This window comes from Sinomonas cyclohexanicum, from assembly GCF_020886775.1.
Taxonomy (GTDB): Bacteria; Actinomycetota; Actinomycetes; order Actinomycetales; family Micrococcaceae; genus Sinomonas; species Sinomonas cyclohexanicum.
The window spans coordinates 3,987,010-4,009,665 of the sequence record NZ_AP024525.1 but is presented as its reverse complement, the minus strand read 5'-3'; the positions used below and the strand labels follow the sequence as shown (position 1 = coordinate 4,009,665).

General features: G+C 71.7%; 19 protein-coding genes. 9 read left to right on the top strand and 10 right to left on the bottom strand.

From position 1 onward, the window contains the following. Window positions 1-25: 25 nt before the first annotated feature. Window positions 26-514: an ester cyclase gene (locus tag SCMU_RS18820; protein WP_229230608.1), complete on the bottom strand. Its 489-nt coding sequence runs from the start codon at window positions 512-514 to the stop codon at window positions 26-28. A gap of 116 nt (window positions 515-630) precedes the next feature. Between SCMU_RS18820 and SCMU_RS18815 the strand changes: the two genes are divergently transcribed. Then, entirely contained in the window at window positions 631-1,281 is a 651-nt protein-coding gene (locus SCMU_RS18815) for a phosphatase PAP2 family protein (RefSeq protein WP_229230607.1), read from the top strand. Here SCMU_RS18815 and SCMU_RS18810 read toward each other — a convergent pair. Beyond that, window positions 1,250-6,124, bottom strand: a complete 4,875-nt coding sequence (locus SCMU_RS18810) for an NAD-glutamate dehydrogenase (RefSeq protein WP_229230606.1) — start codon at window positions 6,122-6,124, stop codon at window positions 1,250-1,252. The two genes, SCMU_RS18815 and SCMU_RS18810, sit on opposite strands and share 32 nt — an antisense overlap. A gap of 173 nt (window positions 6,125-6,297) precedes the next feature. Here SCMU_RS18810 and SCMU_RS18805 point away from each other — a divergent pair, with 173 nt between their 5' ends. From SCMU_RS18805 to catC, 3 genes are read left to right on the top strand one after another with little or no spacing between them, the layout of a single operon-like run. Next, window positions 6,298-7,290, top strand: a complete 993-nt coding sequence (locus SCMU_RS18805; RefSeq protein WP_229230605.1) for a LysR substrate-binding domain-containing protein — start codon at window positions 6,298-6,300, stop codon at window positions 7,288-7,290. Further along, window positions 7,280-8,383, top strand: coding sequence for a mandelate racemase/muconate lactonizing enzyme family protein (locus SCMU_RS18800; RefSeq protein ID WP_229230604.1), 1,104 nt, complete (start codon window positions 7,280-7,282; stop codon window positions 8,381-8,383). The genes SCMU_RS18805 and SCMU_RS18800 overlap by 11 nt, the downstream gene beginning before the upstream one ends. A 48-nt stretch (window positions 8,384-8,431) precedes the next feature. After that, window positions 8,432-8,710 (top strand): muconolactone Delta-isomerase, encoded by a 279-nt coding sequence (gene catC, locus SCMU_RS18795; RefSeq protein WP_229230603.1) that lies wholly within the window; start codon window positions 8,432-8,434, stop codon window positions 8,708-8,710. A gap of 42 nt (window positions 8,711-8,752) precedes the next feature. Here the strand turns inward: catC and SCMU_RS18790 are convergent, their stop codons facing one another. The 3 genes from SCMU_RS18790 to SCMU_RS18780 all read right to left on the bottom strand — a co-directional run bounded on the left by SCMU_RS18790 (window position 8,753) and on the right by SCMU_RS18780 (window position 12,189). After that, window positions 8,753-9,871, bottom strand: a complete 1,119-nt coding sequence (locus tag SCMU_RS18790) for an AI-2E family transporter (RefSeq protein ID WP_229230602.1) — start codon at window positions 9,869-9,871, stop codon at window positions 8,753-8,755. A 117-nt stretch (window positions 9,872-9,988) separates the two neighbouring features. Next, on the bottom strand, window positions 9,989-11,419 hold the full coding sequence (locus SCMU_RS18785; RefSeq protein ID WP_229230601.1) for a plasmid pRiA4b ORF-3 family protein: 1,431 nt from the start codon (window positions 11,417-11,419) through the stop codon (window positions 9,989-9,991). A 152-nt stretch (window positions 11,420-11,571) separates the two neighbouring features. After that, complete coding sequence (locus SCMU_RS18780) at window positions 11,572-12,189, bottom strand: TetR/AcrR family transcriptional regulator (protein ID WP_229230600.1); 618 nt, start codon at window positions 12,187-12,189, stop codon at window positions 11,572-11,574. An 85-nt stretch (window positions 12,190-12,274) separates the two neighbouring features. Between SCMU_RS18780 and SCMU_RS18775 the strand changes: the two genes are divergently transcribed. After that, the gene (locus SCMU_RS18775; protein WP_229230599.1) at window positions 12,275-13,498 is read left to right on the top strand and encodes a beta-ketoacyl-[acyl-carrier-protein] synthase family protein; all 1,224 of its coding nucleotides are present in this window, start codon (window positions 12,275-12,277) and stop codon (window positions 13,496-13,498) included. 36 nt (window positions 13,499-13,534) lie between these two features. Here the strand turns inward: SCMU_RS18775 and SCMU_RS18770 are convergent, their stop codons facing one another. Beyond that, on the bottom strand, window positions 13,535-13,813 hold the full coding sequence (locus SCMU_RS18770) for a hypothetical protein (protein WP_229230598.1): 279 nt from the start codon (window positions 13,811-13,813) through the stop codon (window positions 13,535-13,537). Window positions 13,814-14,121: 308 nt separating this feature from the next. On the opposite strand from SCMU_RS18770, the gene SCMU_RS18765 reads away from it, so the two are divergent. After that, on the top strand, window positions 14,122-15,078 hold the full coding sequence (locus SCMU_RS18765; protein ID WP_229230597.1) for a helix-turn-helix transcriptional regulator: 957 nt from the start codon (window positions 14,122-14,124) through the stop codon (window positions 15,076-15,078). Between the two features lie 50 nt (window positions 15,079-15,128). On the opposite strand, the gene SCMU_RS18760 is transcribed toward SCMU_RS18765, so the two are convergent. Both SCMU_RS18760 and SCMU_RS18755 read right to left on the bottom strand, forming a co-directional pair. After that, the gene (locus tag SCMU_RS18760) at window positions 15,129-16,313 is read right to left on the bottom strand and encodes a type II toxin-antitoxin system HipA family toxin (protein WP_229230596.1); all 1,185 of its coding nucleotides are present in this window, start codon (window positions 16,311-16,313) and stop codon (window positions 15,129-15,131) included. Beyond that, window positions 16,313-16,588 carry a helix-turn-helix domain-containing protein gene (locus SCMU_RS18755; protein ID WP_229230595.1) on the bottom strand — a complete coding sequence of 92 codons (276 nt, stop codon included), beginning with the start codon at window positions 16,586-16,588 and terminating at the stop codon, window positions 16,313-16,315. Before SCMU_RS18755 ends, SCMU_RS18760 begins: the two co-directional genes overlap by 1 nt. A 220-nt stretch (window positions 16,589-16,808) precedes the next feature. On the opposite strand from SCMU_RS18755, the gene SCMU_RS18750 reads away from it, so the two are divergent. Next, entirely contained in the window at window positions 16,809-18,431 is a 1,623-nt protein-coding gene (locus tag SCMU_RS18750) for an AMP-binding protein (RefSeq protein WP_229230594.1), read from the top strand. A gap of 83 nt (window positions 18,432-18,514) precedes the next feature. Further along, window positions 18,515-19,645: an FAD-dependent oxidoreductase gene (locus tag SCMU_RS18745; RefSeq protein ID WP_229230593.1), complete on the top strand. Its 1,131-nt coding sequence runs from the start codon at window positions 18,515-18,517 to the stop codon at window positions 19,643-19,645. Between the two features lie 92 nt (window positions 19,646-19,737). Here the strand turns inward: SCMU_RS18745 and SCMU_RS18740 are convergent, their stop codons facing one another. Continuing rightward, window positions 19,738-20,544 carry a hypothetical protein gene (locus SCMU_RS18740; RefSeq protein WP_229230592.1) on the bottom strand — a complete coding sequence of 269 codons (807 nt, stop codon included), beginning with the start codon at window positions 20,542-20,544 and terminating at the stop codon, window positions 19,738-19,740. 141 nt (window positions 20,545-20,685) lie between these two features. On the opposite strand from SCMU_RS18740, the gene SCMU_RS18735 reads away from it, so the two are divergent. After that, entirely contained in the window at window positions 20,686-21,726 is a 1,041-nt protein-coding gene (locus tag SCMU_RS18735; RefSeq protein ID WP_229230591.1) for an NAD(P)-dependent alcohol dehydrogenase, read from the top strand. A 76-nt stretch (window positions 21,727-21,802) separates the two neighbouring features. Here the strand turns inward: SCMU_RS18735 and SCMU_RS18730 are convergent, their stop codons facing one another. Then, window positions 21,803-22,612: a helix-turn-helix transcriptional regulator gene (locus SCMU_RS18730; protein WP_229230590.1), complete on the bottom strand. Its 810-nt coding sequence runs from the start codon at window positions 22,610-22,612 to the stop codon at window positions 21,803-21,805. Between the last annotated feature and the right edge of the window lie 44 nt (window positions 22,613-22,656).

The following is a 22,656-nucleotide window of genomic DNA, read 5'->3' as shown; positions in this document are numbered from 1 at the left end:
TGCTCCGCTCAGGGGCGATCGATGCTCACATGAGCCCGATCTGCTGGTAGAACGTGAGGTTGTCCCAGAACAGGAACTCCTCGTCCATCGTGCCCTGGCGGTTCCAGCTGCCGATGGTGGCCATATTGATGGAGAAGGCCTTGCCGGTCGGCTGGATGAAGCCGCCCTTCCCGTCGGGCATCGGCAGGGTGAACGTGCCGCGCATGACTCCCGTGACGGCGGTCAGGGAGTCCTGGGCGATCCGGATCGGGTGGACGTCGATCCGGATGTCCGGGCCCCACACGAAGAGGGCCGCAAGGTCCTCGATGTGCTTCTGGATGCCGTCGGTGTAGTGCCCGTCCGGCCAGTGCACGCGGATGTTCTCGGCGTGGCTCTCGTGGAGGCGGGCCCAGTCGGCGTGCGAGAAGACCTCGAAGTCGAGCGTGTCGAACGTCTCGAGGTGGGCGCGCTCCGTGCTGCTCAGGTTCTTCGGGAAGGCGGGAGTGGTGACGCCTCCGGCGGCCGGATCGCCCACGACGACAGTAGGAGTATTTAGTTGAAGATACAAGTAAATGTGATGCTCAACATCCCGTCGCGTCACGGGGCCCTCCCACTGGACTGGTGCGCAGGGGTGCGTGGAAGACTGGGACGATGCTGAGCAGGTCCCGCCCCGCGCAGGCGGCGCCGTCCCCACAGGGGTGGGCCGTCGCCGTCGCTCGCGTGCTCAGCGAGGTGTTCCAGCCGCCGGTCACGGTCGGCGCCGCGCTGCTGCTGAGCCCCGCCGCGAGCCCGGGCTGGCCGGGCACCTGGTGGTACGGCGCCATCGCCGCCCTGTTCACGTGCGTGCTCCCGTTCGCGATCCTGATCGGGCTCGTGCTCGCCGGGAAGGTCGTTGACCACCACGTGAGCGAGCGCTCGCAGCGCGCGCCGGTGCTCGCCATGGCCATCGTGTGCGTCCTGGCGGGCCTCGCGCTCCTGTGGGTCCTCGGCGCGCCCGCGTCGGTGCTCGCAATGGTGGGCGCGCTCATCGTAGGAATTGCGGTCCTTGCCGTGGTGAGCCTGTGGTGGAAGATCAGCGGCCACGCGGCGGCGGTGTCCTCGGCCGCGGTGACGATGCTTTTCCTGTTCGGGGTGCAGTGGTGGCCGCTGCTGCTTGTGGTCCCCGCGGTCGGCTGGGCGCGCGTGGTCCTCAGGGCGCACACGCTCGCGCAGGTCATCGCCGGGACCATCTTCGGCCCGCTCGTGATCGTCGCCCTGTGGCAGCTCTTCCTCAGTTCCGCAGGAGGGTCCGGAGGAGCTTGAGGGCCACCGAGATCGCCTCGATGTCCGGCTCGCCCTGCCGCGTGACCTCGCCGATGGTCTCCCTGATCCTCCGCAGCTGCTCGCCGTGCCCGGCCTCCCACGCCGCGATGCGCGCCTCCGCTGAGGACCCCGGGTGGTGGGGGAGCGGGTTGGCCGGCGTGGCCTGCATGACGCGTGTGGTCATGTCCGCGACCGCGGTGTAGACGTCGTCGCGCAGCGCCGCCCTCGCGAGGGCCTCCCAGCGTTCATGGCGCGGGAGGTCCGTGATGAGCAGCAGGATGCGCGCGGCGTCGATCCACTTGAGCACCGCATAGTAGACGTCCGCGATGGTGGGGATCGGCTCCGGCACTGTCTCCGCGATGAGCGAGATGTCGAGGAGGCCGAAGCTCTCGAGGCAGTCAGAGGCCCGCAGGGCCAGCCGGTCGGGGAGGCCGAGCCCCCTGAAGTGCTCGAGCCGGGCCCAGGCCCGCTCGAGGTCCGAGCCGCGCAGGTAGTCCGAGACGTGGTCGCGGAGCAGCTCGAGCGTGGGCGCGATGCGGCCGTACGCCTGCCCGACGGGCTGGTCCCTGTGATCGTGCGTCACGTACCAGCGCACGCCGCGGTCGAGGAGCCGGCGGAAGTGGACAGCGGTCTCGCTGGCGTTCTCCCTCGGGAAGCTCGGAGGCAGGGCGGCCACGGAGTCCGCGATCTCGCCCAGGCCGAAGCCATCGCGGACCACGAGGAACGCGCGGGCGATCGCGGCGGTGGTCACCGCGGTCTCCTCCCGGACGCGGAACGCGAACGTGATCCCGCCCAAGTTGATCATCTCGTTGGCCATGACCGTGCCGACGATCTCCCTGCGCAGGGGGTGGCTGCCCATCTCGGCCGCGAAGCGGTCGCTGAGCTGGGCGGGGAAGTACCCGGCGAGCACGCAGTCCAGCCACGGGTCGTCGGCGAGGTCGCTCACGGTGAGCTCGGCGGCCAGCGCGATCTTGGCGTGCGCCGCGAGGACGGACAGCTCGGGCGAGGTCAGCCCGCGGCCCGCCCGGAGCCGGGCGTCGAGTGCCGAGGCGCCGGGGAGCCCCTCGAGACCGCGGTCCAGGCCGCCCGCGCTCTCGAGCCACTCCATGGCCCGCTCGAAGCTTTGACTCCGGGCCGCGAACTGGCGGTCGTCGAGGAGCAGCACGTTCTGCTTGCTGTTGGTGCGCAGGACGAGCCGCGAGACTTCATCGCTGAGCGAGTGCAGGAACGGCGCCCGCTCCGCCGGGTCGAGGCGCCCAGCGGCGATCATCCGGTCGGTGAAGACCTTGATGTTCACCTCGTGGTCGGAGCAGTCCACGCCCGCGGAATTGTCGATCGCGTCCGTGTTGAGCAGCACCCCGGCCTGGGCGGCCTCGACCCGCGCGAGCTGCGTGAGGCCCAGGTTGCCGCCCTCGGCGACCACACGGGCGCGCAGCTCGGGGGCATCGACGCGGACCGCGTCGTTCCCCTTGTCCCCGACGCCAAGGTGGGTCTCCGAGGACGCCTTGACGTACGTGCCGATCCCACCGTTGTACAGCAGGTCCACGGGCGCTCTCAGGATCGCCCTGACGAGCTCGGGCGGGGACAGCACGGCCGCCGTGGTGGGCAGGCCGAGCGCAGCGCGCGCCTGGGGACTGAGCTCGATGGACTTGGCCGAGCGGAAGTAGACTCCGCCGCCCTCGCTGATGAGATCGTCGTCGTAGTCGGACCACGAGGAGCGCGGCAGCCGGAACAGCCGGTGGCGCTCGCGGTACGACGCCGCCGGGTCGGGGTCGGGGTCGAGGAAGATATGCCGGTGGTCGAACGCGGCGACGAGCCGGATGTGGTGGGAGAGGAGCATGCCGTTGCCGAACACGTCCCCGCTCATGTCCCCGATGCCCGCCACCGTGAAGTCCTCGTGCTGGACATCGACTCCGAGCTCGGCGAAGTGGCTCTTGACCGACTCCCACGCGCCCCGCGCGGTGATGCCCATGCGCTTGTGGTCGTAGCCCACCGAGCCGCCCGACGCGAACGCGTCGCCGAGCCAGAAGCCGTACTCCGCGGCGAGCTCGTTGGCGACATCGGAGAAGGACGCTGTCCCCTTGTCCGCCGCGACGACCAGGTAGCTGTCATCGCCGTCGTGCCTCACGACCCGGGGCGGCGGGATCACGGTGCGGCCGTCCGGGGCGAGGTTGTCCGTGACGTCGAGCAGCCCGCGGATGAACGTCCGGTAGCCCTCGACGCCCTCCGCGAGCCACTCCGCGCGCCCGGCGGCGGGGTCCGGGAGGCGCTTGGGGTAGAACGCGCCCTTTGCCCCGGTGGGGACGATCACGGCGTTCTTGACGGTCTGGGCCCGCGCGAGCCCCAGGACCTCGGTGCGGAAGTCCTCCCTCCGGTCGGACCAGCGCAGGCCCCCGCGGGCCACCGGCCCGAACCGCAGGTGCACGCCCTCGACCCGCGGCGAGTAGACCCAGATCTCGTACGCCGGCCGGGGGGAGGGCGCGAACGCCAGGGCACCCGGATTGAGCTTGAGGCTCACGTGTGGGCGGAACTGGTAGAAGTTGGTGCGCAGCGTGGCCTCGATGAGGGCAGAGTAGGTGCGCAGCAGCCGGTCCGCGTCGAGGGACGGGACGGAGTCGATCGCGGCCGCGAGCCGCTGCCGCGCCTCCTCGATGCGGGCGAGCCGATCGTGGTCGTCGATGTCAGGGTCGAACCTGGCGGCGAAGAGCCCGAGCAGCCACCGCGTGGCCTCGGGGTTCGTCAGGAGGGTGTCCGCCATGAACCCGTACGACGTCGTGGTGCCCAGCTGCTTGAGGTACTTCGCATAGGCGCGCAGGATCACCACCCGGCGCCAGTCGATGGCCTCGCGGAGCGCGAGGGAGTCGAACCGGTCCGACTCGGTGTCCCCGCGCAGGCCTGCGCGCAGCGAGTCGACGAGCAGGGCGCTCGTGGCCACCGGGTCGACGCCGCCGGGATAGCGGAGCCCGAGGTCGTACAGGTACAGCTCGCGCGCGTGCGACTCTGGCGTGACGGCCGCGGGGCCCCGCACGAGCGTGTACGGCCGCTGGTCCAGTACCTCGAGGCCCAGGTTGTGGAAGAACGGGAGGAGATCGGTGAGCGTGTACGGCGACGTGAGGTAGACCCGGATGCGCGCGATCTCGCCGCGCCACGGCGCGAGCTCCGAGCCGACGTACACCTTGAGGAACAGCTCGTCCGCCGCGCGGCCCCCCTCACCGGACGCGTCCAGTCCGAGGGACTCGAAGCGCGCGATGTCCCGCAGCGCGTCGTCGGTGTCGTAGTCCGCCCGGTAGCCCGCGGGGAAGGCGGCGGCCCACTGCCTCGCCAGCCGCGCGGCGTCGTCCGCGGGGTAGACGTCCCGCAGCGCCTCCTCGACCCCCTCCTCCCACGTGCGCGTGGCCTCGACGACGCGGCGCTCGAGCGCGGCGGCGTCGAACGCGGCGGGCAGGCCGCGTCTCGGCAGGAGGATGCGGAAGAACACGCGCGCCATCGAGCCCTCGGCGAGGCGGACATCGAACTCGATGTCGTTCGCGTCCAGGTCCCGCCGGAGGACCTGCTCCACCCGGAGTCGGACGCCCGTGCTGTAACGGCCGCGGGGCAGGAACAGCAGCGCGGACATGAAGCGGTCCTCGGGCACGTGCCGCAGGAACAGCCGGGTGCGGTGGCGGACCTCGAGGACGTGGACATCGCGGGCGAACCGGGCCAGCTCGTCCGCATCCCGCTGGAACAGCTCGTCGTGCGGGAGCGCGCCGAGGGCGCGGAGGGCCTCCCCTGCGGCGGTCGACGACGGCGGGCCGGCCTGAGCGACGACGCCCGCCACCTTCTCGCGCAACCCGGGCACGCCCAGGATCGAGGCGTCCGAGGGTGCCTGCACGAAGAACCCGACGAAGCGGTGGTCCGCGGCAACGTCCCCTGACGCGGCGAGCACCCGGACGCCGACCTCGTCGAGGTATGACGAGCGGAGCACGGTCGAGCGGAAGTCCGACGTGCGGACGGACAGCACAGGCCCGCCCGGCCAGTCCGGCGGCAACGACGGGGCGCCGTTCGCGCGCCGGAGCAGTCCCCGCCCGGACGAGCCGTGCTGCCCGGGGCTCTGGCTGCCGAGGAAGACGAAGTTGCCCGCCGCGAGCCAGCGCAGCATCTCGAGGGCGTCTCCGGCGCTGCGGGCCAGATCCTCCTGGGCTGCGTCCCGCATCGCGGCCACCTGCTCGGCCGCCCGCGTGACGTCCCGCTGGATCCCGCCGGTGTCCGCGGCGACGGTGAGGACGTCGTCGACCACCCGTGCGAGCGTGCGCTGGAGGCCGTCGGGGGTGAGCGAGCTCGGGGTGGTGCCGATCTCCGCGGCGATCCACAGTTCCGCCACGTGCCCGCCCTCGGGGTGGGGGCCGCGGCGGGCCGGGCGCTCGGACACGGCGGCCGCCGGCTGCAGGGCCGGGTAGGCGGACGCGAGGCCTTCCCGCGCGGCGCCGTGGCGGAGGTCGAGGAGCTCGTGCGTCGCAGGGTCGCGCAGCACACGGAATGCGGGATGCACGAGGAGTCTGAGCGCCGCGTCCTGGCGGGCGAGCGAGGCGGTGACCGACTGCAGCAGGTACGGCACGTCTTCGGCGACGATCACGGCGAGCGTCGAATCGGCCTCGCGCCGGACCTCGACCACCGCGTGCCCGGGCGCGCGGACGCGGGCGGCCGCACGGTGGTAGTCGGCCCACCGCGCGAGCGTGTCGCTGCTGTAGGCGAGGAGGTCGTCGGCGGTGACGTGCCCGTAGTAGTCCGCGAGGAAGCCCTCGTCGGTCTGGTCCGTGGCCGGCCCCGTCTCGGTCTGGTCACTGGGCAGTGGATCCTTGGACATGCCGCGCCTCCGCCGATGCTCATCTCATGATGGCCCCGCACGCCGGGAGCGTCCAGAGAACCCCATCTGATACTCAAAAAGTCTCAAACATGCTTGAATAGATATTTCCTCAACCTAATCAGCAGACCTACGCTGGAACATGCCCGGCGCTGCGCCGGGGGAGAGAAGGGCCCATGGAGACGCGACACCTGAGGTACTTCGTTGCCGTCGCCGAGGAGCGGCACTTCGGCCGCGCCGCCCAGCGCCTCCACATGGCCCAGCCGCCCCTGTCCCAGCAGATCAAGCAGCTTGAGGAGCAGCTCGGCACCGCGCTGTTCGAGCGCACCACCCGCAAGGTCGAGCTCACGCCCGCCGGCGAGCTCCTTCTCGAGCGCGGCCGCCGCATCCTCCAAGACCTCGAGGAGCTCGAGTCCGACGTCGCACAGGTCGGTGCCGGCGCTGCGGGGGTGCTCCGTATCGGCCTCTCGGGCTCGGCCACCTACCGCCTGCTGCCCACGCTCGTGCAGAAGGCCCGCCGCGAGCTCCCCGGGCTCAGGCTGAGCGTGCACGGCGAGATGCTCACGCCGGACATGGTGGGTGACCTCGAAGAGGGAAGGCTCGACGTCGCCGTCCTCCGCCCGCCGGTCGACTCGCCGGACGTCGAGCTCGCCTTCCTCGAGCAGGACCGCCTCGTCGCCGCACTCCCTGCCGACTCGCCCTGGGCCGAGCGCGCCCAGCTCGACCTCGCCGAGCTTGCGGGGGAGCCCTTCGTCGGGTACCCGGCACAGTCCGTCGTGACCCGGATCTTCCGCGAGGCGTGCCACCGCGAGGGCTTCACGCCGCGCGTGGTGCAGGAGGCGGCCGAGACTTCGACCCTCTTGGCCCTCGTGGCGGCCGGCATGGGCCTCGCGCTCGTCCCCATGGCGACGCGAGGGTTCGCGTTCCAGGGCATCGTGTTCCGCCCCGTGCGCAACGCACCGCCCGTCGACCTCGCCGTCGCGTGGCGCCGCGGGGGCGGGACGCCGCTCGTGCGCCGCTTCGTCGCCCTGTTCGATACCGTGGCCGCGCCGCGTACCGAACCGGCGCGTGTCGTCCCACCCGAGCCCGACCGTGCGCCCCAGCCACCCGCCGTCGTCCGCACCGCATCCACCCTCGCACCACTCAAGGAGTCCGCGCATGAAGATTGAGCGCATCGAGGCCATCCCGTACTCGATCCCGTACACCCACCCGCTGCGCTTCGCGAGCGGCGAGGTGCACGCCGCCGGGCACGTGCTCATCCGCATCCACACGGACGACGGGCTCGTGGGCATCGCCGACACCCCGCCGCGCCCGTACACGTACGGCGAGACGCAGGCCTCAATCATGGCCGTGGTGCAGGACATCTTCGGCCCCCAACTGCTGGGCCTCGACCCGCTGGACCGCGAGATGGCCCAGCAGATCATGCGCCGGACCGTCCACAACGACACGGCCAAGGGTGCCGTGGACATCGCCCTGTGGGACATCATCGGCAAGTCCCTCGGAACGCCCGTCCACAAGCTCCTCGGCGGGTATGCGGAGGGGATGCGCGTCTCGCACATGCTGGGGTTCAGGCCCGCCCAGGAGCTGCTCGAGGAGGCCCAGCGGTTCCGCGAGCAGTACGGCATCACCACGTTCAAGCTCAAGACGGGCCGCCGTCCCCTGAACCTCGACGTCGAGGCCGTGCGCGTGCTCCGCGAGGGCCTCGGCGACGACGTGGAGATCTACCTCGACGCCAACCGTGGATGGACCGCCAACGAGGCGATGGAGGTGCTGCGCCGCACAGAGGGCCTGGGCCTCACGGCCCTCGAGGAGCCGTGCGACGCGTCCGAGGCACTGAGCCGCCGCCGCCTCGTGGAGCACTCGCCGATCCCGATCACGGGCGACGAGTCCGTCCCCACCCCCGGCGACGTCTCGCGCGAGCTCCTCTCCGGCGGCTGCAACGCCATCTGCATCAAGACCGCGCGCAGCGGGTTCACGCAGGCCACCGAGATCCTCGGCCTGTGCACCGGGCTCGGCGTGGACGTGACGATGGGCAACCAGATCGACACCCAGATCGGCTCTCTCGCGACCGTCACGTTCGGCGCCGCACACGAGGCGAGCCAGCGCCGCGCCGGGGAGCTCTCCAACTTCCTCGACATGGCCGACGACCTGCTTGCCGAGCCGATCACCATCAGCGACGGCGCGATCCGTGTCCGCGAGGTTCCCGGGGTCGGCGCCGAGATCGACCCCGACAAGCTCGCCCGCTACCGCCAGGACGCATAGCGTTCCTTCGCCCGACCATTTCCACTCTCAAGCCAGAGGAGGCCCCGCATGCTGTTCATGGCCCGCATGGACGTGACGTTCCCGCCGCACCTGACCCCCGAGCAGGTCGCGGACTTCCAGGCCCGCGAGAAGGAGTATTCCGGCTCGCTCCAGCGCTCCGGCAAGATGGCCGGGATCTGGCGGATCGTGGGGGAGTACGCGAACCACTCGCTGTTCGACGTCGACTCCAATGACGAGCTCCACGAGATCCTCTCCGGATTCCCGATGTACCCCTACATGACGATCAGAGTGACCCCGCTCGCGAAGCACCCGAACTCGATCAGCTGAGGCGTCCGCGTCGCCGTCTTGGCGTGCGGACACTACGAGCTCCTAGGCCGCCGGGCCGTCGGCGGCGGGCCCCAGGGCCTCCTCGCCCCGGCCGGTCCAGGTCTTCACCACCGACCACCCGACCGCGGTGATCGGAACAGCGAGCAGTGCGCCGATGATGCCCGCGAGCACCGTCCCGGTCGCGAGCGCGAGCAGGATCGCGAGTCCGTGGATCGAGAGCACCCGGCCCATGAGCAGCGGCTGCAGGAGATGGTGCTCGATCTGGTTCGCCGCCAACACCACGATCAGGACGATGAGCGCCACGACCGGGCCGTTCGAGAGCAGCGCGATCGCCACGGCCAGGAACCCAGCAAGCGTCGCGCCCAGGATCGGGATGAATCCGCCGATGAACACGAACACGGCCAGCGGCAGCGCCAGGGGCACTCGCAGTACCGCCAGCCCGATCCCCACGATGACAGCATCCGCTGCGGCGACCAGGACGGTGCCCCGCACGTAGCCGCCCAACACGAGCGCGCTGCGTTCGGCCGCGAGCCGGGCCTTCCCGCGCAGCGATGCCGGCGTGAACCAGAGGACAAACTCGAGGATCTGCCGACCGTCCTTGAGGAAGAAGAACAGGATCACGGCCATGAGGACCATCGAGGCGGCGATCTCGCCCGCCGTCCGGGCGCCTGTGAGGGCCTCGGCGCCGATGCTGCCGGACGTGAAGAAGCGCTGGAGCGAGTCCTGCGCCTGGGCGATCTGCTGATCGCTGATGCGGGCGGGCCCGTTGTTCAGGAACGTGTGCAGCTGCTCGATGCCGGCAGTGAACCGGTCCGCGAGCTCGTGGGCCTGGGCCCGGATGAGGAAGACGATCCCTGTGATGATCCCCCCGAAGACCACGAGGATCGCGACAAACGAGGCCAGCACGGCCAGTGCACGTGGCCACCCGTGCGTGTGGAGCCATCGCACGAGGGGCGCGATCGCACACGCGAGGATCGCGGCGATCACCACGGGGACGACCACGAGCGGAATCCTCAGCAGCACCCACACCACGGCCCACACAAGGGCGCCGACGGCGAGGGCCTGGACCGCGCGGATGCTGGCCCGGCCGAGCCCGTCGGTGAACAGGGCGGCGAGCTGCCGCGGGGCGGGATCGGCGGAATCGGCGGGATGGTCTGACATCGAGCCCTCGTTTCCGGGTCGGTGGGCAAGGCCAGCTCAGGGTATCGCTGATTCTCCTTCAGCTCAGCGGAAGGGGGTCGTTTGACCTTCAGGACGTGACGGTCAGAAGTCTGGGGGTCACGTTCTGGGGGGCGTCTCTTGTGGGTCTCCCGCGGGCAGAGCAGCCCGCGCGAACGCCGCGGCGCCCGAAGCGCGGACGAAGTTGCGCTCCGACGCGATGCTGTTGATGCCGACGGACCGCAGGACGCCGTCCAGCTCGCCGGTGAGATCGCTGGCATCCCAGCGGTTGAGCGGCTCGCCGTCGGGCATCGCCCAGCCGAGGGCCCCGAGGCCGAACGCGACGGCCTCGAGCGTGTCCCGCCACTGAGCGCGCAGACCGGCCGCGATGTCGAGGAACACCAACACGGCGGCATCGCGGTAGGGCCCGTCCTTTGTCCGCCGGAGGGCTTCGCGTGCCACGTGCTCCCACAGCTCGCGCGGATCATCCGCCAGCTTCTGCACCGCTCGGGGCACGGTCAGCCTGCCCTTGATCTTCCTGACGAGGCCTAGCCACTGCGCCGACTCCCGCAGCGCGAGGATCGGTGGCGTGGAGTTCTCGCGGGTCGCAGAACCGATCCAGTTCTCCTTGAGGTTGAGCACGTCCGCGGCCTCGCGCACGACGGCGGGCGGGAGCCACCCAGCATCGGTGAGGCTCAAGCCGTCGGTACCGACACGTCGGATGAGCCACAGGTACGGGCCCATCATGTGGCCGATCTCTGCCTCACTTGCCGTGATTGGGCCGTCCTCGATGCCCGCGGCGTCCACGAAGGCCCAGAATTCGGGGCGCATGCCCTCGGCGAGCCGACCAGCGATGCCGGCGAGCACCGGTGCGGAAGGCGGGGCGCCGCCGTCGTGCCCGGGAGCGGCGCGCGCGAGCCGTGCCAGGACCCGGTTCGTCGCGGGGACATCGAAGCGCTCGGGGCTGAGCTCTCGCCACGGTCCACAGACCCATTCGACCCAGTCCGCGAGGTCGCGCCTCTCCTCGGAATCGGGGCCGGCCAGGATTTCCAGCTTCTGCGCGTACCCGCTCGTGCCGCCAGAGTCGTCGATCGGGCCGGCCAGCGCTCCGTCGTCGACACGGGCAGCGGCGCCCGGCTCTAGCGTGCCGGTCTCCTCGAGTGGATCGAGCCGGACCGTCCAGCTGTCTCCGAAGTCGTACTGGTAGAACAGGACCCCCGTGGAGCCGAGCGCGTCGACGAATCTGACGCCGGCCTCCTCCGTCATGGGCGGCCCGCCGTCGAGCGTCTCGAGGTCGGTCCAGACGCGCGGTTCGCGGATCTGCGAGGGATCCTTGCCCCCATGCGCGGCGCCTATCTGCGCGTACGGGTCGACGTCGGTGAAGTCGTGCAGGTGCTGGTCTCGCCAGCCGAAAACGATCTGGAGGACGCGGTGGAGCCGGTCCAGTGTGAGGACCGGGTCCACGTCGAGGACCCGCCAGATGGGCGGTTCGGTCCACTCGAGGGTTGCGCGCAGGCGCACGGGGACTGGGCGGTCGTCGTGATGTGCCACATCCTGAGCCTAAGGTGCAGTGCGCGGGGCGCTCCGCAGGCCGATCGCGGGCGATTCTGCTCACGCTGGAGCCGCACTCGCTCGACGTGACGCTCGTCCCGCGGTGGTTTGCGACTCGACGAGGCCAGTCTGAGCAGAATCGCGCGCCCGCTTCAGCCAGCCTCGTGGATGGTCAGCGTGCCGGCGAGGTCGAGGTCCGCCTGCGTGCCGGGGTACCCGGACTCGGCGATGAGGATCGCCCCGAACGCGGCGGCCCAGAACGTCTTGACCTCCTGCCGCGGACTGCGGTCGATCAGCCAGCCGCGCAGGTTCAGCATGTTCTCGAGATGCCGCTCGGAGATGCGGAAGAGGAGGCTCAGGTGGCCCTTGACCACGGGGCTGAGCTTGGGCTTGGCCCGCGCGAGCGCGAGGGCGCTGATCACCACCGGCAGTGAGGGCGTCACGAGCACGGTGCGGGAGACGGCCCGCCGGAAGGCCTCGGCAGTGGAGAACCGGGTGCCCACGCCCTCGATGCGCCCGGCATCGCGCAGGAGCAGGGCGAACGCGGAGTAGATGAAGAGCGAGTCCTTCGACCCGAAGTGGTAGGTGATCTGGTTCGGGAACACCCCCGCGGCGGCCGCGATCTCGCTGACCGTGACCTTGTCCGCCGGCCGCACCGCGAACAGGGCCGCGGCCGCATCGACGATCCGGCCGCGCGTGAGCGCCCCGCGGCCCTTGGCCGGCGCAAGGAGGCGCCTGGCGGTTTCAGCGCGTGTCTCGACGGGACCCATGGGTGAATTGTATGCTGTACAAGCAATTGACCCTCTTGTATCGCATACAAGCGAGTCTGAGGGCCTCAGCGACGTAAGGACAGACGTGGGGAAGACCGAGATCGTCATCACCGGGATGGGCGCGACCACGCCCCTCGGCGGCACCGTGCCCGAGCTGTGGGACGGCATGTTGACGCTCCGCTCGGGCGTGCGTGCGCTGGTGGACGAGGGCTTCGACTCGTCTCTGCCCGTCCGCATCGCGGGCCGCCTCGCGGTCGAGCCCGAGGATGCCATGCCCCCCGTCCAGGCTCGGCGCCTCGACCGCAGCCAGCAGGCCGCGGTCATCGCGGCGCGCGAGGCGTGGGCGGACGCCGGCGCGCCCGGGATCGACGGCGACCGGCTCGCCGTCGTGATCGGCACCGGCATCGGCGGGGTGCAGACGCTCCTCGCGCAGGACGATGTCCTCGAGTCCGCGGGCTCGCGCCGCGTCTCCCCGCGCACCGTGCCGATGCTCATGGCCAATGCCGCGGCGGCGCAGCTGAGCATCGAGTACGGCGCCCGCGCCGGCGCGATGGCCCCGGCGTCCGCGTGCGCGTCCGGTGCCGAGGCGATTGTCCACGCCGCGCGCCTCATCGAGTGCGACGAGGCGGACATCGTGATCGCCGGCGGCGCCGAGGCCGCGATCACGCCCCTGACCATCGCCGGCTTCGCGCAGATCGGCGCCCTCTCGAAGGACCAGGGCGATCCGCAGGCCGCCTCCCGCCCGTTCGACGTGAACCGCACCGGGTTCGTGCTCGGCGAGGGGGCCGGCGTCGTGATCCTCGAGCGCGCCGACCACGCCCGTGCCCGCGGCGCCCGCGCCCGTGCCGCCCTCTCCGGCTACGGCATCACTGCGGACGCGTTCCACATCACGGGCACGGACCCTGAGGGGATCGGCCAGATCAAGGCGATCCGCAAGGCCCTCCGCAAGGCGGACCTGGCACCCGCGGACGTCCAGCACGTGAACGCCCACGCGACCGCGACGAGCATCGGAGACGTGAGCGAGGCGCTCGCCGTGCGCGAGGCGCTGGGCGACCACGTGGCCGTGACCGCGCCCAAGGGCGCGCTCGGCCACCTCGTCGGCGCTGCCGGCGCGGTCGAGGCGATCCTCACCGCGCTCACGATCGAGGCCGGCGTCATCCCGCCGACCCGCAACCTCGACAACCTCGACCCGGAGATCGATCTCGACGTCGTGACCCGCGCTCCACGCGAGGCCCGCGTCGAGGCTGCCGTCTCGAACTCCTTCGGGTTCGGCGGCCACAACGTGAGCCTCCTGCTCACCCGGGCGTAGCCACAGGCGCGGGTGGGCGCGGGGCGCACAGCGCGCTCACCAGAGCCTCGGCTGGTCCGACAGCAGCCGACGGCGCACCTCGTCCCGCTCGGCGTCGAGGCCCGCCTCCCGCTCCGCCGCCTCGCGCCACACGCGCACGACGGCGCGCATCGCCCGGCGCGGCCAGCTCACCCCGGCCTCGGGCCGGGCCAGTGTGGGGCTGGCGGGGCGCGCGGCCCGCACTGACGCCACCTCGCGCTCGACCGCCTCCTCGAGCGAGTCGAGCTGGGCGCCCGTCAAGCGGGGCGCGCGGAGACCTGGCGCTGTAGTGCTCATGATGTGCCGTCCTGTGTGCCGGATGGTGATGCCCGCGCTGGCGTGTTCGAGCGCGGACCTTGCAGTGGTGGTGCGCCCGTGATTCACCCGGTACGCGACCGCTCGTGATGGCATGACCCTCAACCTTCCGTTCCGCTGTCCCACGTCCAGTGTCCCGACCCATCAGGACAGGATCGGTCCGCTGCAAAACGCGATATATCGTGTTTCTGAGATCAAGATATATCGCGTTTCCGGGAGGGGCAACGGCTGGGCCGAAGGAATCTGGCTGAGGACAGCTTCTGTCCGCAGGAACGGGTCATGATGGACGCATGAACGACACGACCCAGCGCGTGCTCAGCCTCCTGAACCTGCTGCAGTCGCGGCCGGTGTGGACCGGGACCGAGCTCGCGGAGCGGCTCGGCGTGACCACACGCAGCATCCGGCGCGACATAGAGCGCTTGCGTGAGCTCGGCTATCCCGTCCGCGCGGAGCACGGGACGGGCGGCGGGTACCAGCTCGGTGCGGGCAAGGCCCTGCCGCCGCTCCTGCTCGATGACGAGGAAGCGGTCGCCGTCGCCGTGAGCCTGCGCCTCGCCGCGGGCGGCACGGTCGCGGGGCTGGGGGAGGCCGCCGTGCGCTCCCTGGCCAAGCTCGACCAGGTGCTGCCCGCGCGGCTGCGCGCCGAGGTGAAGGGAGTCATCGACGCGACCGTGAGCCTCGACGGGCCCGTCACCTCCGTGGACGCAGATGTCCTCGTGGCCCTCGCGCGCGCCATCCGCACCCCCGAGCGGGCCACGTTCGACTACACGAAGCCCGGCGGCGAGCGCTCCGAGCGCCGCGTGGAGCCTTACCGGCTCGTGGCGGCGGCGCGGCGCTGGTACCTCATGGCCTGGGACCTCGACCGGGAGGACTGGCGCACCTTCCGCCTCGACCGCATGGCCGCGGCCCGCGGCACAGGGTGGCGCTTCAAGCCCCGCGAGTCCCCCGACGCGGTCGAGTACGTCCAGGCGTCCATCACCCAGGCGCCGTACCAGTTCGTCGCGAAGGTCCGCGTCCACGCCCCGGCCCACGAGGTGGCGGAGCGCGTCCCCACCACGATGGCGGTGGTGGAGCCCGACGCCGAGCACGGCGGCGAGGCGTCGATCCTCACTGCCGGCGCCGACGACCTCGACTACGTCGCGTACCACGTGGTCCGGCTCGGCTGGCCCGTGACCGTGATCGAGCCCCCGGAGCTGCGCGACGCCATGCGGGTGCTTGCCGAGAGGCTTACCGCGGCGGGGGCGTGAGGTCCGCGGCCGACCCTCGACTGCCCATTCAGGGCCACGTGAGTTCAGGGCTACTCGAGCTCGGCGCGCCGGTGCCGCAGCTCCCGCTCCGCGCGGTTGAGCGGCGAGCCCTCGAACGGCAGCGACGCCAGGTCCGCGCTAGTGGCGGCCTTGAGCGCGAGCGCGACAGCGGAGGCGGCGGCGCGCGAGGGCAGGCCGATCGACTCGGCGAACTGGGCCCAATGGCGGGCCCGCAGGCCCTTGGTGCGCCCCGCGACCGGCAGGGCCATCGTCATGTCGCCGTAGAGGACCGTGCTCGGGAGGTCGAACATGGGGGCGACCGCCCGGCGGCCCAGCGGATCGGTCAGGACGGCCACGTTCTTGGCGTGGAGGTCGCCGTTTCCCGTGAGCCAGGCGAACAGGAACTGGAGGTACAGGTTCCGCACGGCGACGGCCGGCGCGCGGCAGGCGCCCGCGACGGCCGGGACGAGCTCCTCCGCCGCCACCGAGTACTTGGCCGCGGGCAGCACGCCCAGGAGCTGGGCCCCGTCCTCGAGCTCGAGGCGACGCCACGCGCCGCCGTCGTGCATCCTGTCGAAGCGGTTGACGAGGAGGCCCGGCGCGCCGCGGGAGTCGCGCACCACGTGGGCCGAGGCCACCGGAATCCGCAGCGCGCGGGCGGCCTTGAGGTGCAGCGCCTCGTTGAGCACGAGGTGCGGTGTTCCCGGCGGGTCGAGCTTGAGGATCCACCGGTGGTGCGCCGTGGCCACCGGGGCGGAGAGCATCGAAGCGCTGACCTTGTCCTGGACGCCCGGGAGTCCGTGGAGGTCCAGCGCGTCGGCGAGCCGCGAGAAGTCCACGCCCGCGTCGTCGAGGTCGGCGAGCGGCACCGGCTCCACGGGCGCCGTTCCCGCGGGGACCACCTGCACGTCGCCGGGAACGTCGGAGCCGATGGCGAGGAGGAGGGTGAGCTCGTCGTCGAGGCTCGTCTTGGCCGCGGAGCGGAGGACGCTGAGGCGGTGGCCCTCGGGGAGCAGGCCGGCGAAGAACGCGGGCAGGCCGTGCAGCGGGCCGACCGTCTGGGGTCCCACGGGCAGGGTGCTGGCCACGGGCCTGCCCTGCGCGCGGACGTAGTCGTCACGGTAGGCGAAGTGGATGCGTGCCCGCTCGTCGCGCCAGAGCCGGCCCGCGAGCACGCCGGCCTTGTGCACGTCCGCCTCCGTGACGAACCTGAGCGCGGAGAGATCGTGCGGCATCAGCCCGCGCCGACCGTGAGTCCGACGGCGCGGGCCGCCGCCACGACGGATCCGACGCTCGGGCTCGGCGAGCCGCGCTCGATGTCCCGGATGGTGCGCTCCGACGTTCCGGCGAGCTCCGCAAGCGTCGCCTGCGTGATCCCGGCGTCCCTGCGGGCGGCCCGGATCGCGGCGCCCAGCGAGACGAGTGTCGCCCGCAGGGGGTCCTGCGGCGTCTCGTCCATCGCCACTCCTTCCGGCAGGATCCTGCCGCTCGCGCGGATGATGGCCACCATTGTGCCGCTCTGGCGCAGATCCGGCAAGATCCTGCCGATATCTCCCGGGCCGACGCTCTTGACGAACGGGCCGGGATTGATCGGCAGGATACTGCCGGTTCTTGGTCGTCCAGCCGCGGCGATCTCCTGCCGCCTCTTGCCCCGGCCCGCACGGAAACCGACGATGGGCACACGAGGCGAGCGCCGCCGTCGTGCGCCCGTTGGAGTTGAAGGAGAGCCCATGTTCGCGAGCCCGTACCCGGACGTCGAGATCCCGGAGACGTCCCTCTACGAGTACCTGTTCGGCGGGATCGGCCAGCAGGACCTGGACCGGGTCGCGATCGTGGACGGCACGAGCGGGGCGACCACGACGTACCGCGAGCTGATCGGGCGGATCGACGCCCTCGCGGGCTGGCTCTCGGGGCAGGGCGTCGGGCCGGGTGCCACGCTGGGCATCCTGTGCCCGAATGTCCCCGCGTTCCCGGTCGTGTTCCACGGGATTCTGCGGGCCGGGGCGGTGGTCACGACAGTCAACTCGCTGTACACCGCCGAGGAGATCGCCCGGCAGCTCACCGACGCGGGCGCCACGTGGCTGTTCACCATCTCGCCGTTCCTGGACCGCGCCGAGCCGGCCGCGCTGGAGGCGGGGATCCCGCCGGAGCGGCTCGTGGTGCTCGACGGCGGGCCCTCGCCGTCCGGCGCGGCGCACCCCTCGCTGGGGGAGGCGCTGGCAGCCGGTCTCCCGGCGCCACACGTGCAGGTCGACGTGCGCGCGGTCGCCGTCCTGCCGTACTCGTCCGGAACCTCCGGCACGCCGAAGGGGGTCATGCTGAGCCAGTACAACCTCGTGGCGAACGTCGCCCAGGGGCGGCAGATGCTCGCGGTGACGGACGAGGACACGCTCCTGGCCGTGCTGCCGTTCTTCCACATCTACGGGCTCACGATGCTGGTCAACGCCGCGTTCCTCAACCGCGCCCGGCTCGTGACGATGCCGAAGTTCGATCTGGCCGAGTTCCTCCGCATCACGCAGGACCACCGTTGCACCTACCTCTTCATCGCGCCCCCCATCGCCGTGGCGCTCGCGAAGCACCCGCTCGTGGACCAGTACGACCTCTCGAGCGTGCGCGTCGTGTTCTCTGGGGCTGCCCCGCTCGACGAGGGCCTCGGCAACGCCGTCGCCGCCCGCCTCCACTGCGTCATGATGCAGGGCTATGGCATGACCGAGATGAGCCCCGCCTCGCACATCATGCCCCTCTCCGAGGCCCGCCGGCTGCCCGTGAGCTCGGTCGGCTTCACCGTCCCGAACACGCAGTGCAAGATCCTGGACCCCGCGACGGACGAGGAGATCCCAGTGCCGGCTGCAGGCCAGGGCACAGGCGTGAGTGCGCCCGGGCAGCTCCTCGTGCGGGGGCCGCAGAATATGATCGGCTACCTCAACCGGCCCGACGCGACGGCCGCGACCATCGACCCCGACGGGTTCCTCCGCACCGGCGACATCGCGACCGTCACCGCCGAGGGCGTCGTGACCATCTCCGACCGCCTCAAGGAGCTCATCAAGTACAAGGGCTATCAGATCGCCCCCGCGGAGCTCGAGGCCGTGCTGCTCACCCACCCGCAGATCGCGGATGCGGCGGTGATCGGGGTGAAGGCGGACGACGGCGAGGAGGTGCCGAAGGCGTTCGTCGTGCCCCAGCCGGGGGTTGCCGCGGGGGAGGAACTCAGTGCGGAGGACGTCATGGCGTTCGTGGCCGAGCGTGTCGCGCCGTTCAAGAAGGTCCGCTCTGTCGAATTCCTCGACGCGATCCCGAAGTCGTCCTCCGGGAAGATCCTGCGTCGGGAGCTCCGCGCCGCCGGGCGGGGGTAGCGGCCGGCCCCGGTTGGCCAAGACCACGCCCCTGATGGATAACTGGAAGCACAGCGGAGCCGAGAAGACCCAGGAGCAGGGCTATGGAATCGACCGAGTACGCCGTCATCGGGGCCGGGCTGGCCGGCGCGTCGACAGCGTGGCATCTTGCGGCACGCGGCCATGAGGTGGCGGTCCTCGAGCGCTCGACTCCCGCGAACGACGCCGGGAGCTCCCACGGCTCCGCGCGCATCTTCCGCTACGCGTATCCTGACCAGTTCTACACGCGACTCGTCCAGCGTTCCGAGGACGGCTGGGCGGAGCTGGCCAGGCTCGGTGGCCGCCAGCTCATCACCACCACCGGGTCCGTCGACTACGGTGCCGAGCGCCAGCCGGCGGCACTCGCTGCGGTCCTCGAGGCGTGCGGGGTCGAGCACGAGCTGATCGGCGCCGACGAGGCCCGGAGCAGATGGCCTCAGGTCGCCTTCGACACCGACGTGCTTTGGCACCCCGGCGCCGGGGTGATCGACGCCCAAGAGACGGTGATGGCCATGGTCCGCGCCGCCGCGGACCACGGTGCCCGGCTCGAGACCGGCTGGGCGGCCGGATCCGTGGCCCGGGACGGGTCCGCGTTCGTCATCGCCGCGGAGGACGGGCGGACGCTGCGGGCCAGCCGGGTCGTCGTCGCCGCGGGAGCCTGGCTGCCGCGGCTGCTCGGGGCGCTCCCTCTGCCCCAGGCGTTCCTCGCTTCTATGCCACGTCTCGAAGTCCGGCAGGAGCAGGCCTACCACTTCCCGTACGCCGACGCACCGGCCGAGGTGGCCTCGGCGTGGCCCACGTTCATCCACATGCGCGGGCGCTGGACGGCGTACGGGCTCCCCGGCGGGCGAGACGCGGGATTCCGCGGGCAGAAGATCGCCGAGTTCAACGGCGGCAAGGTCCTCCCCTCGGCCGCCGACCAGGACGGCCTGATCGACCCCGAGAACCGGCGGCGCGTCGTCGAGTACGTGCGCGAGTGCCTCCCAGGACTGGTCCCCGAGCCCTACGCGGAAACCACGTGCCTGTTCACGAACACCCCGACCGAGGACTTCATCATCGACTCCGCCGAGGGCATCACGGTCGTGTCCCCCTGCTCCGGGCACGGCGCGAAGTTCGCGCCCGTGATCGGCGAACTCGCCGCGGACCTGGCCTCGGGCGCCGGGGGAGTTCCGGCGCAGTTCCGCGTCGCCCGGTGAGCAGCCGCCCGCAGCGGGCCCGCGCACTCCTGCGGCGTCATGCCGAGAACGCGAGGTCCGCCACCATGGGCAACCCCATCTGAGATCCGACCTCAGGGCTCACGATCGGCTCGGATCCCGGCAAGGTACGCCGGGAACTGCCAGCCTCCGAAGAAGCCCAGCGCCTCGATCCAGCTCGCCTCCGTCCGGGCATCGGCGGGCGCTCCCTCGGCGGTCATCGAGCCCGCGAGGGCGGCGAGGCGCTGCGCGATCGACGCAAGCCGGTCTGCGGCCCCGGCCAGCAGTGTGGCGATGTGGCCCTCGTCCGCCGCCCCGGTCCGGACCGCCTCGGCGAGGTGGAGGCGGCACAGGCGCGTGCCGCCGTCGTCCGTTTCGGGGGCTGCGGCGCCGAGGCAGGCCTGGCACGCGGAGGGGAGCCACTCCTCCACGGTCGCCGCGCACCAGCGGCGGGTGTGGCGCAGGAGGTTCGCCTCGGCCGCGAGCGCGGCGCTGTTCGAATTCGCGTACCCGAGGGCGAACCCCTCGCGCGGGGCCCCCTCGAGCTGGGTGCACAGGTAGCAGCGGCGCGACGGGACGAGGGCGGCCTCGACGCGGCGCCCCCAGCTTCGGGGCCGGTCCAACCGCTCCGAGAGCGTGCGGCAGAGGTCCTCGTAGAGCACGCTCACGTCGAAGGGCTGGTGGCCGCCTCGCTCACCGACGCCGGATTCCCACAGTTCGATCTCCACGACCGCGTACGCCCACGTGTGCCGCGGACAGAAGCCGAGGGACGCACGCAGCCACGCCCGCATCGGGGCGCTCATGATGTCCCCGTGCACGAACGACCACAGGAGGCGGACCTCCTCCGTGGTCAGCAGCAGCGGCCCACCGGAAAGCGGGTTCTCAGGCACGGATACGGCCATCCCCGCCTCCTCCAGGAGAGTTCCGGACGCAGACTGAGCCGACTGTACTCCCGAAGCTGTGAATGGTGCACAGGACGGGGTACTACGATGCTGCGCGACCCGCCGCATCTGGCACACCCACACCTACGGATCGGAGTCACCATGCTCACCGTCAACGCCTACGCCGCGCCGAGCTCCACCGAGCCCCTCGCGAAGACCACGATCGAACGCCGCGACCTCGGCCCCCACGATGTGCTCATCGAGGTCAAGTACGCCGGCATCTGCCATTCCGACATCCACACGGTCCGCGGCGAGTGGGGCCCGCAGCGCTACCCCCTCGTCCCCGGGCACGAGATCGCGGGCGTCGTCGCGGCCGTGGGCGACGCGGTGAGCCGGCACGCCGTCGGCGACCGGGTGGGCGTCGGCTGCATGGTCAACTCGTGCGGACACTGCGCGAACTGCGCCAAGGGCAACGAGCAGCACTGCCTCGAGGGCAGCGTCGGCACCTACGGCGCCGTGGACCGGGACGGGACCATCACCCAGGGCGGCTACTCGACCCACGTGGTGGTCACCGAGGACTTCGTCCTGCGGATCCCGGACGCGCTCGAGCTCGACGTCGCCACCCCGCTGCTGTGCGCGGGCATCACCACCTACTCCCCGCTCAGCCGCTGGGGCGCAGGACCCGGCAAGAGGGTCGCCGTGGTGGGCCTGGGCGGGCTCGGCCACATGGCAGTGAAGATCGCCCACGCCATGGGTGCCGAGGTCACGGTGCTCTCGCAGTCGCTGCGGAAGAAGGACGACGGCCTACGGCTCGGCGCCGACCACTACTACGCGACCGCGGACCCCGAGACGTTCACACGGCTCAAGGGCACGTTCGACGTCATCCTCAACACCGTGAGCGCGCCGATCGACCTCAACGCGTTCCTCGGGCTGCTCGCGGCGGAGGGGGCCATGGTCTGCGTCGGCGCCCCTGCGGAGGCGCTCGCGATCAACGCGTTCAGCCTCATCGGCGGCAGCAAGACCCTCGCCGGCTCGGCGATCGGCGGCATCCGCGAGACCCAGGAGATGCTCGACTTCTGCGCCGAGCACGGCTTCGGCGCCGACATCGAGCTCATCCCCGCGGAGAAGATCAACGAGGCCTACGAGCGTGTCCTCGCCTCGGACGTGCGGTACCGCTTCGTGATCGACGCCGCGACGTTCTGACACCCAGCCTGAGCGCACCCGCGCTCCCGCGCACGACGGCGCGCCGCACTGTTGCTGTGCGGCGCGCCCTCGTGACTCAGCGTGCCGTGTACTCGCGCGGGGTCATGCCGAGCACCGCACGGAAGTCGCGGGTGAGGTGGGGCTGGTCGGCGTAGCCGAGCTCCTGCGCCAGGTCCGCGAGAGCGGCGTCCGGCTCGATACGGAGCCGCTCGGCCGCCACTTGGATGCGCCGACGCCGCATGATCGCCGCCGGCGTGGGCCCGAAGTAGTCCGCCGCGAGCCGCTCGAGCGTGCGCACGGACGCGCCCATCGCCGCCGCCAGGTCCGGCACGCGCAGCAGGCCGGGCTCGGAGTCCGCGATCTCGGCCATCCGGTTCGCCTCGAGCCCGCGGGCGTCCGCGGCCGGCATCCGCTCGACGACCCAGCGCACGACGGCGCCGCTCGCCTCCGCGTGCCGGGTCGCCGCGGGCCGGGCTGCTGCGGGCCGGGCTCCTGCGGCATGCGGCCGGCCCATGGCCGCGCGGACGGCCGCGTGCAGGGCCGGCTCGTCGAGATCGCGCTCGCCGTTGGCGAAGGTCGCGGGCCGGTCGGTGAACAGGGGAGTGGCCGCGGGCCTGAGCAGCACGCCCACCGCCCATCCACGGCCTTCGAGCGTGCGGGTGGACGCCGCCGTCGTGGGTCCGTAGACGGCGAGCCGATCCGGCTCCGCGACGATGTTGAGCGCGGGGTAGCTCAGCGCAGCCTGATGCAGCACCTCGCCGGGCGGGAGGTCCCATTCGACGATCCAGATGTGCCGAACAGCGTGCGCGGCCCGGGCGGGCGGGGCGATGCGCGTGATCGGGACGCGCCGGTCCGGGGTCAGCTCGCCGCGCGAGGTGGGCTTCACACTGGACAGCGTAGGCCCGGAACACTGGCGCGAATGTTCAAGAG